13 protein-coding genes are annotated in these 15,838 nt (G+C 70.3%); all 13 read right to left on the bottom strand.

Translation table 11 applies throughout. From position 1 onward, the window contains the following. On the bottom strand, positions 1-1,278 hold the full coding sequence (locus ACFXJ8_RS05720; protein ID WP_379642928.1) for an NAD(P)/FAD-dependent oxidoreductase: 1,278 nt from the start codon (positions 1,276-1,278) through the stop codon (positions 1-3). A gap of 151 nt (positions 1,279-1,429) precedes the next feature. Beyond that, positions 1,430-2,239 (bottom strand): uracil-DNA glycosylase, encoded by an 810-nt coding sequence (locus tag ACFXJ8_RS05715; RefSeq protein ID WP_379642643.1) that lies wholly within the window; start codon positions 2,237-2,239, stop codon positions 1,430-1,432. An 18-nt stretch (positions 2,240-2,257) separates the two neighbouring features. Continuing rightward, positions 2,258-3,166 carry a hypothetical protein gene (locus tag ACFXJ8_RS05710; RefSeq protein ID WP_379642642.1) on the bottom strand — a complete coding sequence of 303 codons (909 nt, stop codon included), beginning with the start codon at positions 3,164-3,166 and terminating at the stop codon, positions 2,258-2,260. Beyond that, positions 3,166-3,492 carry a PadR family transcriptional regulator gene (locus ACFXJ8_RS05705; RefSeq protein WP_379642641.1) on the bottom strand — a complete coding sequence of 109 codons (327 nt, stop codon included), beginning with the start codon at positions 3,490-3,492 and terminating at the stop codon, positions 3,166-3,168. The genes ACFXJ8_RS05710 and ACFXJ8_RS05705 overlap by 1 nt, the downstream gene beginning before the upstream one ends. 89 nt (positions 3,493-3,581) lie before the next feature. Continuing rightward, positions 3,582-5,057 carry a hypothetical protein gene (locus tag ACFXJ8_RS05700; RefSeq protein ID WP_379642640.1) on the bottom strand — a complete coding sequence of 492 codons (1,476 nt, stop codon included), beginning with the start codon at positions 5,055-5,057 and terminating at the stop codon, positions 3,582-3,584. Positions 5,058-5,232: 175 nt separating this feature from the next. Then, positions 5,233-6,180: an exopolyphosphatase gene (locus ACFXJ8_RS05695; protein WP_379642927.1), complete on the bottom strand. Its 948-nt coding sequence runs from the start codon at positions 6,178-6,180 to the stop codon at positions 5,233-5,235. A 2-nt stretch (positions 6,181-6,182) separates the two neighbouring features. Further along, complete coding sequence (locus ACFXJ8_RS05690) at positions 6,183-6,731, bottom strand: DUF501 domain-containing protein (protein ID WP_379642639.1); 549 nt, start codon at positions 6,729-6,731, stop codon at positions 6,183-6,185. Continuing rightward, the gene (locus tag ACFXJ8_RS05685) at positions 6,718-7,161 is read right to left on the bottom strand and encodes a septum formation initiator family protein (protein WP_379642638.1); all 444 of its coding nucleotides are present in this window, start codon (positions 7,159-7,161) and stop codon (positions 6,718-6,720) included. Before ACFXJ8_RS05685 ends, ACFXJ8_RS05690 begins: the two co-directional genes overlap by 14 nt. Positions 7,162-7,450: 289 nt before the next feature. After that, entirely contained in the window at positions 7,451-8,728 is a 1,278-nt protein-coding gene (eno, locus tag ACFXJ8_RS05680; RefSeq protein WP_379642637.1) for a phosphopyruvate hydratase, read from the bottom strand. Between the two features lie 42 nt (positions 8,729-8,770). Then, the gene (locus tag ACFXJ8_RS05675) at positions 8,771-10,693 is read right to left on the bottom strand and encodes a WD40 repeat domain-containing serine/threonine protein kinase (protein WP_379642636.1); all 1,923 of its coding nucleotides are present in this window, start codon (positions 10,691-10,693) and stop codon (positions 8,771-8,773) included. Positions 10,694-10,727: 34 nt separating this feature from the next. After that, positions 10,728-11,645, bottom strand: coding sequence for a MazG family protein (locus ACFXJ8_RS05670; protein ID WP_379642635.1), 918 nt, complete (start codon positions 11,643-11,645; stop codon positions 10,728-10,730). A 1-nt stretch (position 11,646) separates the two neighbouring features. Beyond that, the gene (locus ACFXJ8_RS05665; protein ID WP_379642634.1) at positions 11,647-12,237 is read right to left on the bottom strand and encodes a SurA N-terminal domain-containing protein; all 591 of its coding nucleotides are present in this window, start codon (positions 12,235-12,237) and stop codon (positions 11,647-11,649) included. A 49-nt stretch (positions 12,238-12,286) separates the two neighbouring features. Then, positions 12,287-15,775, bottom strand: coding sequence for a transcription-repair coupling factor (gene mfd, locus ACFXJ8_RS05660; protein WP_379642633.1), 3,489 nt, complete (start codon positions 15,773-15,775; stop codon positions 12,287-12,289). Between the last annotated feature and the right edge of the window lie 63 nt (positions 15,776-15,838).

Raw genomic sequence — 15,838 nt, 5'->3', positions numbered from 1 at the left:
TCAGCGACGGCGGTTGCTCGCGACCGCCGCCCTGAACCCGTCGCGCGGGTGCTCCATCTCGCCGAGAGACACGGTCTCCCGCTTGAAGAACAGCGCCAGGGTCCAGTCCGCGACGACGCGCACCTTGCGGTTCAGCGTCGGCACCCGCGACAGATGGTAGGTGCGGTGCATGAACCACGCAGCCAATCCGCGAAGCTTGACGCCGTAGACGTTCGCCACGCCCTGGTGGAGCCCCAGCCCGGCGACCGATCCGACGTACTTGTGGCGGTATTCGACCAGCTCCTGTCCGCGCAGCGAGCGGACGATGTTGTCGGCCAGCACCTTCGCCTGCCGTACGGCGTGCTGGGCGTTGGGCGCGCAGTACTGACCGGGGTTGGTGACGTCGGGCACGCCCGCGGCGTCACCGGCGGCGAAGGCGTCCTTCGTGCCGGCGATGGTCAGCTTGGTGGTGGTCTTGATCCGGCCGCGCTCGTCGATCGGCAGGTCGCCCTCGGTCACGACCGGGCTGGGCTTGACGCCCGCGGTCCAGACGAGGGTCTCGGCGTCGAACTCGGTGCCGTCCGACAGCACCACGTGGCCGCCGGTCGCCGACTCCAGGCGCGTCTCGAGCTTGACGTCGATGCCGCGCTCGCGCAGCTGCTCCAGCGTCCACTTGCCCATCTCGGGGCCGACCTCGGGCAGCACCCTGTTGGTCGCCTCGACGAGCACCCAGCGCACGTCGGCCGGGGTGATGTTGCGGTAGTAGCGGGTGGAGTCCTTGGCCATGTCCTCGAGCTCGGCCAGCGCCTCGACGCCCGCGAAGCCGGCGCCGACGACCACGAAGGTGAGCGCCCGCCTGCGGACCTCGGGGTCCTCGGTCGACTCGGCCACGTCGAGCTGGTGCAGGACCCTGTTACGCAGGGCGATGGCCTCGCCGACGGTCTTGAAGCCGATGCCGATGTCGGTCAGCCCGGGAATCGGGAGGGTCCGCGAGATCGAACCCGCGGCCATCACCAGGACGTCGTAGGAGATGTCGCGCGGCGTGCCCTCGCTCGGCGCGAAGGTGACCATCTTGTCGGCGTGGTCGACCTTGGTGATCATGCCGTTGAGGATCTCGACCTTCGGCAGCACGCGACGCAGCGGGGCCACGACGTGCCGCGGCGACAGGTTGCCCGCGGCGGCCTCCGGCAGGAAGGGCTGGTAGGTCATGTAGGAGTTGGGGTCGATGATGGTGATGTGCACGCTGCCGTCGCGCAGCTCCTTGCTGAGCTTGCGCTGCAGCCGCAGGGCGGTGTACATGCCGACGTATCCGCCGCCGACGATCACGATGTGCTTGTTCACCTGAGGTCCCATCCTCGCTTGTGAAATCTTTCACAAGCATATCTCCGCAACCCCGAACGGGGCCATCGCATTCCGTAGTGAGCCTCCCCACACTTCTGTACGGCAATGTCTAGGTTTGAGGCATCTTTCCGGCTAGCTCGGCTGCCCTGGTGAAGACGTCGTCGAGCATGGCGGCGGTGACCTTGCCGGTGAAGGTGTTCTGCTGGCTGGGGTGATAGCAGCCGAGCAGCGTGACGTCGGCTCCGCCGTACGAGAGGGGGACCTCGACGCCGTGGCCGAACGCCGGTCTGGCGCGCGGCATGCCGTACCCCGTCTGCTTGAGCGCGGGCCAGACGGCCTGCCACGCGAAGCCCCCGAGCGCCACCACCACGCGCACGCTGTCGGCGACCAGCGCGAGCTCGCGCTGCAGCCACGGGAAGCAGGTGGCCTTCTCCTCCGGCAGCGGCTTGTTGGCCGGCGGCGCGCAGCGCACGGACGCCATCATGCGCGTGCCGATGAGCCGCTGCCCGTCGTCCGCACGCACGCTGGTCTCCTGTACGGCCAGGCCCGTACGGTACAGCGAGGCGAACAGCCAGTCGCCGCTGCGGTCCCCCGTGAAGATGCGCCCGGTCCTGTTGCCGCCGTGCGCGGCGGGCGCGAGGCCCACGATCAGCACGCGCGGCTCGTCCGCGCCCCATCCGGCGACCGGGCGGCCCCAGTAGGTCTCGTCGGCGAACGCCCTGCGCTTGACGTCCGCGACCTCCTCCCGCCATGCCACCAGGCGGGGGCAGGCCCTGCAGACCGACTCGCGCGCCGTCAGTTCGGCCAGGGTACGGCTGGCAGCCGCGAGCTCCCGCACCCCCTCGGGCGAGTGCGCCTCAGGAGTGTCGGGAGTCGCGGGATCGTCAGGCCAGCCGGTGCCGGGAGGTACGAAGCTCATGGCACCGATAGTGCCCGATCACCTGGACTTCTTCGTGGGTGCGGGGCTCGGCGCGACGGTCGCGTGGGCGGGCGGGTCCGACGGCGCCGGGCATGCCTGCGGAGCCTTGGTGGGCTCGGCGGGGATGCCGGTCTCGTCCGGGACCCCTTCGTCCTCGACGAGCGGCAGCGGGTAGCGGTTGAGGACGGGCTCGCCGCACGAGCGGTCCACGCGGAAGCCGGACTCCTCGAAGCTCGTGGTGACCGGCCTGCCGTCCTGGTCGTAGAGGTAGATGTCGCTCAGCGGGATGCCGTCCTTGGAGTACGGCCTGATGTTGACCACGTCGCCGAGGGAGGACACGGTGTCCATCATCACCGGGGACTCCTGGTAGGCGATCGGCGACCTGTCGCCGTCCATCCGCTGCCGCTCCGCGGTGATGTAGCCGACGAGCAGCGCGATGACGGCCAGACCGGAGGCGAGCGCCGAGGCGATCGTCACCCAGTGGCGCCTGCGCGCCCTGCCGAGCGCGTACGACACCCAGATGGCGAAGGCGACCAGGGCGAACTCGCCCACCGAGTTGGGCACCAGCTGCGGCCTGCCCACCACTGAGATCAGCAGCATGGCCAGGACATAGCCGCGCAGCACCCACCACCCTGGTCGCAGCTCGGGGAACAGGCCCGACAGCCGGGCCAGGGCCGGATGTCCAGCCAGAGAGGCTCCCGTCGCCCTCAGGTTGAACCTCCTGCGCCGCTCGCCCGTCCTGCCCCCGTAGGCGGCGGCCAGCTCGGCCGCGTACGCCTCGGGCGGCCCCAGGCGCGCCTCGAGCGGCACCTCCGACTCCGAGGCGACCTCCGCCAGGTGGTCGTCGAGGTCCTCCAGGAGCTCGTCACTGTTGGGGTGGCCGGCGAGAGCCTCTCGTACGGCCTGCGCGTACTGTTCAGGTGTCATCAGGGGTGCCTCTCCTTGAGCAGGTCGGCCATGGTGGCGGCGAAGGAGGTCCAGGTCGTGACCGAGGCGGCGAGCTGGGCCCTGCCGACGTCGTTGAGGCCGTAGTACTTGCGATGCGGCCCCTCCGCGGAGGCCACCACGTACGAGGTCAGCGCGCCCGACTTGAACAGGCGGCGCAGCGTGCCGTAGACGGACGCGTCACCCACGTCCTCCAGCCCTGCTTCTCTCAGCCGCCTGACGACGTCGTAGCCGTAGCTGTCGCGTTCGTCGAGGACCGCCAAGACGGCGAGGTCGAGCACGCCCTTGAGGAGCTGGCTGCTATCCACGCGATGCACACTACTGCGCAATGCGTAGTAGTTGCAACAGAAAACCGGGCGGCGCCGGTGAAGGCACCGCCCGGTCTCAGTTCAGCCGATCAGGCGCTGGCCTTCTCGCTCTGCTCGGCAGCGGCCGGCGCAGGGCAGTGGTCGCCGTACGTGGCCACGCTGCTGTCAGACCCGACACCCGCGAGGCTCGCCTTGGCGTGGATGCCGTTGGTGCCCGCAGCCGGGAGGCTGAAGGACACGGTCTGGCTGCCCGCCTTGTCGAAGTCGAGGGTGACGTTCTTGCCGAAGCCGCCCACCTCGCTCCACAGGTTGACGACGACGTTCTTCGCCGCACCGTTGACCGTCACGGTCGCGGTGGCGTTGATCGTCGAGCCCTTGCCGTCCTTGCAGGTGCTCTGGTCGTGCACGGCCGAGACGCTGACCTTCACCGAGGTCGCACCCGGCTCGGGCTTCTGGCAAGCCGCGTACGACTGGGAAGCCGAGTCGCGGTTGTTCGGGCCCGAGATGGACAGCGTCACAGTGCCGCCCTTGACGGCGTCACCGCTCAGCGCCTGCTCCGACAGCTCGACCGTCTTGCTGCCGGCGCCACCGAAGAAGGTGTCGCCGCTGGCCACGGCCTTGCCGTTCACCGACCAGACGTACTCGACGCGGCCACGGCCGGTCGCGTGAATGGTGGCGTTGGCGCCGACCGCGCAGGTGTTGTGGTTGGTGCCGGTGGTGGGAGTGGACACCGAGACCTTGGTCTCGTTGTGGCCACCGTCATCCTTGCACCACACCTTGTAGTGCGCGCGGTTGGACTCGGTCGAGCCACGGCCGAGGGTCTCGAGGACCGCCCAGCCACGGTGGCTGTCACGCGGGGAGAAGCCGAAGCCGACCTTCCGCGCGTCCCAGACCTTGACCTTGCCGCCGTCGACGACGTCACCGTTGAGGATCCAGCGGTAGTGCACCCAGCGCGGGCGGTCCACCTTGATCACACCGGTGAAGTCGATCTTGTCGCCGGGGGTACACGGACCGACGTACGTGCTCGGGGACGCCCACGCACGGGCGGACACCTTGTCGTAGTCGGCCTCGTGCAGGCCATCGTCGCCCTTGTTGTCGTCCTGACACGAAACCGAGAAGTGGACCTTCTTCGACTTCACGTGCTTCGGACCAAGGACCTCGATGGCCTCCCAGCCCTTGACGTCGTCCTTGAACTTGACGGCCTGGGAAACGTTGATCGTCTTGACCCCGTTGCCCGCGACCTTCTTGGTCTGGACCTTGCCCTTGGACCCATCGCCGTGCAGCCAACGCCAAGCGACCGTGGTCTTGCCCTTGAGCTTGACCTTGATCTTCGCGGAGAACTTGACGTTCACCGGGCAGGCGCCCTCGTAGTTACGGATAGACGCCTTCGGCGTCGAGACCGAAACCGCGAGCGGCTTCGCCTTGGCAGCGGCGGAGAGCGTGCCCGCCTTGGCCGTGGTCGCCGCCTGTGCCGGGGCGGCGGCCAGCCCCGTGACCAAGGCGGCCAGGACCGCAGTCGTGGCGCCGAAGGCGGCCACTCTGCGAGCCAGTCCTGAGGACTTCATGTGAGAGTGCTCCATTCCGTGAGGGAAAAGGTGCGCTCGGGAACGGTCGCCACGCCGGCACACCCCGTGCCGAACCATATGGCAAAGCCCCCGTAAAGCTCCTTTACCTAATCACAGAACAGAATGCACTCTCAACACGCCCCAAAGGGCGAGAATGTCCGAAATCCCGGAAATTTCAGGAGACAGACCAGGCGATTCCGTCCAAAATGTCGTGTTCGCTGACGACGACCTGCGAAAACGCGAAACGCCGCACGATGCGGTCCAGAATCAGGGCCCCCGCCCCAATCACGTCAACGCGTCCAGGGTGCATCACGGGAAGCGCGGCCCGCTCACCATGCGTCATGGCGAGAAGTCGGCGCGTCACCTCATGAACCTCTTCCGCGTGGAGAATCGCGTGATGAATCCGCTTCGAATCGTAGGCGGGCAGGTCGAGGGCGATCCCCGCGATCGTCGTGACGGAACCCGCCAGACCGACGAGCGTGCGCGCCTGCCGTACCGGAACCTCCGCCTCGACCCTGTCGAGCGCCGCCTCGATGTCGGCGACCACGCGCTCCAGCGCCTCGGCCGAGGGCGGGTCGCCCGCGCCCCGCAGGTGCCGCTCGGTCAGCCGGACACACCCGATGTCGACGGACAGCGCGCCGAGCACGTGGCCGGAGCCGACGACGAACTCCGTGGAGCCCCCGCCGATGTCGACCACCAGGTACGGCGGCAGCGGACCGTCCGGCACCCCCGTCTCCTGCGACAGGTGCAGCAGCCCCTTCGTCGCCCCGGTGAACGACAGCTCCGCCTCCTCGGCGCCCGAGACCACCTCGGGCTCCACCCCGAAGATCTCCCTGACCCCGTCGACGAACGCCTGACGGTTGTCCGCGTCACGCGTCGCGCTCGTCGCCACGACCCTGGTGGCGCTCGCGCCGTACTGGTCGATCAGTTTGCGGTAGTCGCGCATCGCGGTGAAGGTCCGCTCCAGCGCCTCGGGCGCGAGCCGCCCGGTCTGGTCGACGCCCTGGCCCAGCCGAACGATCTCCATGCGCCGCTCGACCTCGGTGAGCTCGCCGCACGACAGGTCGGCGATCAGCAGGCGGACGGAGTTGGTGCCGCAGTCGACGGCCGCCACACGCTTCACGGTCACTGGTCGTCCTCCCAGGTGATGGTGGTGTGCGTCCCCGGCTCGCCGGCCTCGGAGACCTGCACGCAGGGGCCGTCGACCCACCACTCGGGCAGCCGCTCCAGCGCCTCCGCGCCGAACGGGTTGCCCCCCTGCACCGCCAGCTCGTGGGCGACCAGCGCGTGCAGGCACTTCACCCGGTACGGCATGCCGCCCGTGCTCTGCATGTCACGCGGCAGCGGCTCCATGCCCTCCTCGGCGGCGGCCTTGTCGCGCCTGGCGAGATAGTCGTCGTGCGCGGCCTGGTAGGCGGCGGCCAGCTCGGCGTCATCGGCCAGCCTGGCCTGCATCTCCTTCATCAGTCCCGAGCCTTCGAGGGTGCCGATCGCGGAGGCGGCCTTGGGGCAGGTCAGATAGTAGAGCGTGGGGAACGGGGTGCCGTCGGGCAGCCGCGGCGCCGTCTCGACCACGTCGGGATTGCCGCAGGGGCAGCGGTGCGCGACCCTGCGCAGGCCCCGCGGCGGGCGGCCGAGCTGACGCTCGACGGCCTCGATGTCATGGCTTTCCATCGTCCTTCTTCTCCTCGGCCTTCTTCTCCTCGGCCGTGGCCGCCTTGACGCCCTTGCCGGTGTCGGCCGCCTCGACCGACTCCCACAGCGTCTGGTACCAGGGCGGCGTGGTCGCGGCCTGCTGCCGCCCGCCCGCCTGGGTCTGCTTCGGCTTGCTGTCGGCGACCATGTAGCACTTCTCGCCCGCGCCGCAGTAGTGGAGCCTGCGCCTGGCCTCGCGCTTGATGTAGTTGGGGTCCTGGAGCTGCCGCTGGCGGTCGGCGAGCAGGCGCTGCTCCTGCTGCTCCTTGGCCTTCTCGGCCTCCAGCTCGGCGATGGCGCGGCGCTGGGCGACGTATTCGCGCACAGGGTAGGCCAGGCTCATGGCGATCGCGCACACCACCACCGCGAGGATCGCGGCCCGTCCCGTCAACTGCGGTCGTTTCGCCACCTGTGCTCCCTCCGCCCCACTTCGCCGCTTCCCCTACCCCGGGCCGCGACCGCCTCCCCTGCCCGTCGCCCACGTCTCGGGTGTTCGGCTCACCCCCCACGGAGTCGGCCGCCGCCCGGAGCCGGTGGCCCACCCGACGATCCCCCACCCGATGATCCAGGGGGTCGCTCGGTCGGCCGTCCCGTTCGGTGGGAACGAGGCGGACGCCCGAGGCTCGGGAAGTTCGAGCGGGCCCGGCGGGTCGGTCTCGGGGAGGTGCCCGAGACCTGACGCCGGGCCGTACTAGAAACTAGCGCCGGAACCGCGGGAAAGCCGCGCGACCCGCGTAACGCGCGGCGTCGTCGAGGATTTCCTCGATGCGGAGCAGCTGGTTGTACTTGGCGACCCGGTCGGAGCGCGCGGGCGCGCCCGTCTTGATCTGGCCGCAGTTGGTCGCCACGGCGAGGTCGGCGATCGTGGTGTCCTCGGTCTCGCCGGAACGGTGGCTCATCATGCAGCGGTAGCCGTTGCGGTGGGCCAGGTCGACCGCGTCGAGCGTCTCGGTCAGCGTGCCGATCTGGTTGACCTTGACCAGCAGCGCGTTGGCGGTGCCCTCGGCGATGCCGCGGGCCAGCCGCTCGGGGTTGGTCACGAACAGGTCGTCGCCGACGAGCTGCACCTTGTCGCCGAGCGCCTTGGTGATCTTGTTCCAGCCTTCCCAGTCGCTCTCGTCGAGCGGGTCCTCGATGGAGACCAGCGGGTAGGACTCGACCAGCTCGGCGTAAAAGGCGATCAGCTCTTCGGCCGACAGCCCCTTGCCGTCGATGGTGTAGACGCCGTCCTTGTGGAACTCGGAGGCGGCCACGTCGAGCGCGAGCGCCACGTCTTCGCCGGGGGTGTAGCCCGCGCGCTCGATCGCGACGAGGATCAGGTCGAGGGCGTCGCGGTTGGACGGCAGGTTGGGCGCGAAGCCGCCCTCGTCGCCCAGGCCGGTGGCGTAGCCCTTCTCCTTCAGCACGCCCTTGAGCGCGTGGTAGACCTCGGTGCCGACGCGGACGGCCTCGCGGAACGTCTCGGCGCCGATCGGCGCGATCATGAACTCCTGGATGTCGACGTTGGTGTCGGCGTGGGCACCGCCGTTGAGGATGTTCATCATCGGGACGGGCAGCACGTGCGCGTTGGGACCGCCGATGTAACGGAACAGCGGCAGGTCGGCGCTGTCGGCCGCGGCCTTGGCCACGGCCAGCGACACGCCGAGGATGGCGTTGGCGCCGAGCTTGGCCTTGTTGGGCGTGGCGTCCAGGTCGATCATGATCTGGTCGATGATGCGCTGCTCGTCGGCGTCGATCCCGAGGATCTCGTCGGCGATCTCGTCGGTGACGCCGAGCACGGCCTTCTCGACGCCCTTGCCGCCGTAGCGCTCGTCGCCGTCGCGGAGCTCCACGGCCTCGAACGCGCCGGTGGAGGCGCCGCTGGGCACCGCTGCTCGGCCTGTGCTGTTGTCGTCGAGGAGGACCTCGACCTCGACGGTCGGGTTGCCCCGGGAGTCGAGGATCTCGCGGGCGGAAACGGCCTCGATGGAAGCCACGTCAGGCGCTCCTAGAGTCGAAGGGCGGTTTGCTGTGAAAGCCTATCGACCCTTGCCAGCTGGTACGTCATCGAGGCTCCACAACACCAGGCCCTCGCCGGCGACGCTGGCGACCGCGTACGACCGGAGGCCGGCGTCCCCGGTGGCGAGGACGCCGACCCGGCCCGAGTCGGTCACGGTGGCGAAGGGCTCGCAGGTCCGCAGGTTCCACACGCGCACGCCGTCGTCCGCCCCGACCAGCAGGTTCCTGCTGGTGGCCAGCCGGGACGGGGGCGAGCCGACCGCGCAGATCCGCCGGCCGCTGTCGAAGTCGACGACGTCCAGCCCCGCTCGCCCCTGTACGGCCAGCATCCGCCGGTCGACGGCGTGCACGGCGGCGGCGCCCACCCAGGTGATCGTCTCGGGCCGCTGCTCGGCCCACGGCTTCCACCGCTGGACCCGGCCGTCGAGGCCGACGGCGAACACGGTCTCGCCGTCGCCCGCCGACGACACGCTCGTGACCCCACGGGCGAGGAAGGACCACTTGCCCGACGGCTTGCCGGTCGCCAGGTCCCACGCCTGGATCCGGCCCTCCTCGCAGCCCGCGACCACCCGGTCGCCCTCCGGCCGCTGGACGACCGCCATGTGGGGTTGTTTCTTGCAGACGCGCGTCGACCGCACGGGCGTGGATCCGCCCGGGTACCACCAGTGCGCCAGGCCGTCGGGGGTGGCCCAGACCAGCGCAGGCCGATCGCCCGCGGACGCGAAGGCCAGCGAGCCTACGCCGCCGACGCGTTGCGGCACGCGGGCCAGCAGTCTGCCCTTGACCGGGTCCCACACGCCCAGCCTGGCGGTCTTCACCTCGGCGGCGGCCACGACGGCCGACCCGTTGAGCTCTCCGACGGCCAGCGCGCTCACCTCGCTCTCACCGAACGGTCCGCCGAGGCGCCTGCCGAACTCGGAGGCGGGCGACGCGCTGGTGACGACCTTGCCACCCCCTGAGCTCGTGGACGCCCGGTCGCCCTGCCACGCGAGTCCGAGGGCCAGTCCCCCGACCAGCGCGACACCCACCCCTGCGACCAGGACAGACCGCCGCCGCCGCGCGGGGGCCGTGTGACGGCCATGACGGGAAGGCCTGCGGGCGGCGGCCGCGGCTCTGGCGTGGAAGGCGTCGTCGGACGTCGAGCCGTCCAGCAGGGACTGCAGCACGTCGTCGGCGGACGGCCGGGCGCCGGGGTCCTTGTCCAGGCACGCCGCCAGCAGGGAACGCAGCGGCTCGCCGATCCCGCTCAGGTCGGGCTGCGCGGTGAGGATGCGGTGCATCACCGCGGGGATCGACTCCCCCGCGAACAGCGCCTTGCCCGTGGCGGCGAAGGCCATGGTGGTCGCCCACGCGAACATGTCGGAGGCGGGACCTGCGGGCTCCCCGGCGATCTGCTCGGGCGACATGTAGCCGGGTGTGCCGACCACGCTGGAGGCGGTGGTCCCCGCGTCCACGGCCTTGGCGATCCCGAAGTCGATCACCCGTGGCCCGTCGAGGCCGATGAGCACGTTGCTGGGTTTGAAGTCCCGGTGCACGATGCCCGCCCGGTGGATGGCGGCCAGCGCGGCCGCCGTGCCAACCGCCAGCCGTTCCACCGCGCTGTCGGAGCGCGGCCCCTGCCTGGTGACCAGCTCCTGCAGCGAAGGGCCCTCGACGTACTCGCTGACGATGTACGGCCGGCCCGCCACGAGCCCCGTCTCGATCACCTTGGCCGTCGAGAACGCCGCCACTCTGGCGGCCGTCGCGCCCTCCTGCAGGAACCTGCGCTTGGCGTGCTGGTCGCCGAGCAGCCTGGCGTGCAGGATCTTCACCGCGACCCTGCGGCCGTCGGGTCCCTCCCCCAGGAACACCGAGCCCTGACCGCCGTCGCCGATCCCGCCGAGCAGGCGATAATCACCTACCTCGGAGGGCTCACCCGCATGCAATCGCCTCAATTCCCCCATGCCGGACGATCCTGGCATCAGGGAAGGGCGTTCGCTACCGGGACTCCCAGGCTTCCACCCGGTCGCGGTAGGTCCTGGCCGCGGCCCGCAGCTCGGCCTCGGCGTCGAGCCCCGCCTGCTGCGCCCGCCGTACCAGGTCGAACAGCTCCCTGGCCACGCCCTGGCCGACGGCGTGGGCCAGGCTCTCCGGCGCGCCCACGCCCTCGGCCCTGCGGATCAGCTGCGCGGCGAGCGACAGGGCCGGCTGGCCCATCGGCACGCCGTCGAACAGGTCCTTGCCCTCACGTTCGGTGGCCTTGATGGCCTCCCAGTTGGCGTTGACCTCGTCGGCGTTCTCGACGATCACGCTGCCGAACACGTGGGGGTGGCGCCGCACCAGCTTGGTGACGATCGCGTCGGCCACGTCGTCGATGTCGAAGCCCTCGGCCACCCGCGAGTGGAAGGCGACCTGCAGCAGCACGTCGCCGAGCTCCTCGCGCAGCTCGGCGTAGTCGCCCCGCTCGACGGACTCCTGGACCTCGTAGGCCTCCTCGATCAGGTAGGGCACGAGGGTGGCGTGGGTCTGCTTGCGGTCCCACGGGCACTCGGCGCGCAACCTGTCCATCACCGCGACCAGGTCGAGGACGCGGGCGCCCGGCAGGTCGTAGGAGCCGGGAACGACCTCGATCACCGGTGGCTCGTCGAGCGCGAGGGCGGCGTGGCCGACGGCGCGCATGAAGTGCTCGTCCTCGGTGGCCAGCCAGACCACCGTGTCGTCGACGGCCTGCCGTACGAGGGCGGCGTGGTCGGGGACGACCACCTCCACCTCGATGCCCGCCTCCGCCAGGTACGGCAGCTGCGGGTGGTCTTCGGAGGCGGTCAGCACCCGCCCCGAGGCCAGCGCCCGCCACGCCTGGTGGCTGAGCACCCCCGGCGCGACGCGCGGCGAGGTCGTGACGACGACGAGCGGCATCTCAGCCCTGGGCGGCTGGGGACAGCTTGCCGAAGCGGCCCGCGTCGACGAAGCCCTTGCTGGGGTCGAAGGTGCCGTAACGGGGGCTGTAGGTGATCTTGATGTCCGCGGCCTCCTTGACCAGCCTCTCCTGGCCGCGCTGCTGGGCGGCCTGGTCGGTGCCGCCGCCGTACTGCTGCATCAGCTTGGAGATGGCGATCGAGGTGCCGAGCCACTGGCGGGTGTAGCCCGGCGGCACACCCTGGGCGAGCGTCTTCTGCTCCAGCGCGGCCAGGCCGCCCTGCGCGGCGATGAACTGGTCGATCTCGCCGTCGGTGACCTTGGCGCCGGCCTTGTCGGCCAGCTGCCTGAACTGCTCGACGTTGACCATCTGCAGCAGCGCGTACTGCGTGACGGGCAACTGCAGCTGCGACTGCGGGATCTTGGCCTTGGCAAGCGCCTCTTCGAGCTGCTTGACGTGCGTGTTGAGATCGCTGGCCGCGATGCGCTCGTTGCCGACGATGGCCGCGGCTCCGGCCTCGACGGGCGACGAACAGGCGCTCACCGCGACAGCCAGCGCGGCGGCGGCGACGGCCACTCGAATCGACTTCACCCTTGATCCCTTCGCGATCGATCACGCTGCCCGAGCGCGTTTCGTGGAGTCACTTTACCCTCGCCGGTTCGAGGAACATGACCTCGACCAGGTCGGAGCACCATTTCAGCAGTTCCAGATCACGCAGCGGCACCCCGCCGAGCGGCTTGGTCTTCGGCGCGGGGACCAGCAGCGTCTCCGCGGCCTGCTTGTAGATCGCCTTCTTGTAGAGGCGGTCCAGCCTGACCTGCTGCGACTCCTTCAGCACGGCGGGGCCGAACTTGATGTTCTGGCCCTGGAGCGTCACGTCCGTCAGCCCGGCCCTGCGGGCCTTGAGCCGGAAGCGCGCCACCTCCAGGAGGTTGTCGACCTCGACGGGCGGCTTGCCGTACCGGTCGGTGAGCTCGTCGCGCACCTCGTCGATGTTGATCTCGGCGGTGATGGCGGCGATCCGCTTGTAGGCCTCCAGCCGCAGCCGCTCGGAGGTGACGTAGTCGTGCGGGATGTGCGCGTTGATCGGCAGCTCGACCTTGACGTCGTGGTGCTCCTCCTCGACCTCGACGCCCGACAGCTTGGCCTTCTGCTCCTGGACCGCCTCCGCCATGAGCCTGACGTACAGGTCGAAGCCGACACCTGCGATGAACCCCGACTGCTCGGCGCCGAGGACGTTGCCCGCGCCGCGGATCTCCAGGTCCTTCATCGCCACGTACATGCCCGCGCCCATCTCGGTGTGCTGGGCGATGGTGGCCAGGCGCTCGTGCGCGGTCTCGGTGAGCGGCTTCTCCGGCGGGTACAGGAAGTAGGCGTAGCCGCGCTCGCGGCCCCGGCCGACGCGGCCGCGCAGCTGGTGGAGCTGCGACAGGCCGTAGTTGTCGGCCCTGTCCACGATCAGCGTGTTGGCGTTGGGCACGTCGAGGCCCGACTCGACGATCGTCGTGCAGACGAGCACGTCGAACTCGCGCTCCCAGAACCCGACCATGATCTTCTCGAGCTGGTGCTCGTTCATCTGGCCGTGCGCCACCGCGATGCGCGCCTCGGGGACCAGCTCCTTCAGCCTGGCCGAGACCCTGTTGATCGAGGCGACCCTGTTGTGCACGAAGAAGATCTGGCCGTCGCGCATCAGCTCGCGCCTGATCGCCGCGGTGAGCTGCTTCTCGTCGTACGGTCCGACGAAGGTCAGGATCGGGTGCCGCTCCTCCGGCGGGGTCAGGATCGTCGACATCTCGCGGATGCCGGTCAGGCCCATCTCCAGCGTGCGCGGGATCGGCGTGGCCGACATCGCCAGCACGTCCACCTGCGTGCGCAGGTGCTTCATGGCCTCCTTGTGCTCGACGCCGAAACGCTGCTCCTCGTCGATGATGATCAGGCCGAGGTCCTTGAAGCGCACCTCGGGGCTGAGCAGCCGGTGCGTGCCGATCACCAGGTCGACCTGCCCGGCCCTGAGCCCTTCGAGGGTCGCCTTGACCTCGCCGTCGGTCTGGAACCGGGAGACGGGCTTGACGCTGACGGGGAAGCTGGAGAAGCGCTCGCTGAACGTCGACAGGTGCTGCTGCACCAGCAGCGTCGTCGGCACGAGCACCGCGACCTGCTTGCCGTCCTGCACCGCCTTGAACGCCGCCCGCACCGCGATCTCGGTCTTGCCGTAGCCGACGTCGCCGCAGACCAGCCTGTCCATCGGGACGGCCCGCTCCATGTCGCGCTTGACCTCGTCGATGGCCTCCAGCTGGTCCCCGGTCTCGGCGTAGGGGAAGGCGTCCTCCATCTCCCTCTGCCACGGCGAGTCGGGCGCGAAGGGGTGCCCTGGGCTGGCCATCCGCGCGCTGTAGAGGCGGATCAGCTCCCCGGCGATCTCCTTGACCGCCTTCTTGGCCCGCGACTTGGCCTTGGCCCAGTCGGCGCCGCCCATCCTGTTGAGCGTGGGCGCCTCGCCGCCGACGTAGCGGGTCACCTCGTCGAGCTGGTCGGTCGGCACGTAGAGCCGGTCGCCCTTGGCGTACTCGATGACCAGGTATTCACGGGTGGCGCCCTGCACGGTGCGCTGTACCATCTCGATGTAGCGACCCACGCCGTGCTGCTCGTGCACCACGTGGTCGCCGACCTTGAGCTGCAGCGGGTCGACCATGTTGCGCCGCCTGCTGGGCAGCCGCCGCATGTCCTTGGTGCTCGCCTTCTGCCCCACCAGGTCCAGATGGGTCAGTACGGCCAGCCCCGGCGTCACGAAGCCGTGCTCGATGAGACCGGTCGAGACGTGCACGACCTTCGGCTCCGGCGCGCCGTCCAGGTATCGCGACAGCCGGGCGGGCACGTCCACGCCCTTGAGCAGCTCGACCATCCGCTCGGCCGAGCCCATGCCCTCGCTGAGCAGCACGACGGCCTTGTCCTCGCCCAGCCAGCCCTTGATATCGGCCAGCGCCTTCTGGGTGTCGCCCCGGTAGGACTCGCTGTCGTGCGCGTCGAGCTCGACGCCCTCGCCGAAGGGCGCCAGCGTCCACCACGGCAGGCCGAGCGAGTCGGCCTGCTCGCGTACCTCCTCCAGGGTGCGGAAGGCGGCCGCGTCGAGGTCGATCGGCGCCTCGCCGCCGGCCGCCGCGTTGATCCACGACGCCTCGAGGAACTCCTGGCTGGTCCTGACCAGCTCCTCGGCCCTGCCCCTGATGCGCTCGGGATCGCACACGAACACCGCCGACGCCGACGGCAGGTGGTCGATCAGCAGGTCCATCTCGCCGGCGAGCACGGGCGCGAACGCCTCCATGCCCTCCACCGGCATGCCCTCGGCGAGCTGGTCGAGCACCTCGGCCAGCGACGGGTGCTCGCGGGCCAGCTCGGCCGCCCTGGCCCTGACCTCGTCGGTCAGCAGCAGCTCGCGGCACGGCGGCGCGAACAGGCCGTCGTCGGCCACCTCGAGAGAGCGCTGGTCGGCGACCTTGAACCAGCGGATCTCCTCCACCGTGTCGCCCCAGAACTCCAGGCGCAGCGGGTGCTCCTCCGTCGGGGGGAACACGTCGAGCAGGCCGCCGCGCACGGCCACCTCGCCGCGCTTCTCGACCATGTCGACCCTGGCGTAACCGTTCTGGATCAGCCGCGCGACCACGTCCTCGAGGTCGGCGTCGGCGCCCGCCTTGAGGCGGATCGGATCCAGGTCGCCCAGGCCCTTGACGATCGGCTGCAGCAGCGCGCGGACCGGCGCGACGATCACCGACAGCGGGCCGGCCGTCGCGTCGCCCTCCACCGGGTGCGCGAGCCGCCGCAGCACGGCCAGCCGCTGGCCCACGGTGTCGCTGCGCGGCGACAGGCGCTCGTGCGGCAGCGTCTCCCACGCGGGGAAGACGGCGACGGTGCCGGGCTCGATGAGGCTGGTGAGCGCGGCCGCCAGGTCCTCGGCCTCACGGCCCGTCGCGGTGACGGCCAGAACGGTGCGCCGGTCGTGCTCGGCCAGCGCGGCCACCCCGAAAGGGCGCAGCGCGGCGGGCGCGATCAGCGAAACATCGCCGCCCTGCTTCAGGGCGGCGGTCAGCTTCGGGTCGGCGGAGACAAGGTCAAGCAGTCCGGAAAGACTCATCAGATACGCTCTCAAGCCCCACGACGGCAACACGACTACCCCCGGCCGAGTGGGGTCGCGGGG

Origin of the sequence: Nonomuraea sp. NPDC059194, assembly GCF_042754765.1 — a bacterium.
In the GTDB taxonomy this organism is placed as follows: domain Bacteria; phylum Actinomycetota; class Actinomycetes; order Streptosporangiales; family Streptosporangiaceae; genus Nonomuraea.
This window is presented reverse-complemented; position numbering and strand designations above follow the sequence as displayed.

Coding starts and splice junctions, on each gene's coding strand:
- ACFXJ8_RS05720 (WP_379642928.1), bottom strand. CDS start 1,278: ATGTACACCGCCCTGCGGCTGCAGCGCAAGCTCAGCAAGGAGCTGCGC.
- ACFXJ8_RS05715 (WP_379642643.1), bottom strand. CDS start 2,239: ATGAGCTTCGTACCTCCCGGCACCGGCTGGCCTGACGATCCCGCGACT.
- ACFXJ8_RS05710 (WP_379642642.1), bottom strand. CDS start 3,166: ATGACACCTGAACAGTACGCGCAGGCCGTACGAGAGGCTCTCGCCGGC.
- ACFXJ8_RS05700 (WP_379642640.1), bottom strand. CDS start 5,057: ATGAAGTCCTCAGGACTGGCTCGCAGAGTGGCCGCCTTCGGCGCCACG.
- ACFXJ8_RS05690 (WP_379642639.1), bottom strand. CDS start 6,731: ATGGAAAGCCATGACATCGAGGCCGTCGAGCGTCAGCTCGGCCGCCCG.
- ACFXJ8_RS05675 (WP_379642636.1), bottom strand. CDS start 10,693: ATGGGGGAATTGAGGCGATTGCATGCGGGTGAGCCCTCCGAGGTAGGT.
- ACFXJ8_RS05670 (WP_379642635.1), bottom strand. CDS start 11,645: ATGCCGCTCGTCGTCGTCACGACCTCGCCGCGCGTCGCGCCGGGGGTG.
- mfd (WP_379642633.1), bottom strand. CDS start 15,775: ATGAGTCTTTCCGGACTGCTTGACCTTGTCTCCGCCGACCCGAAGCTG.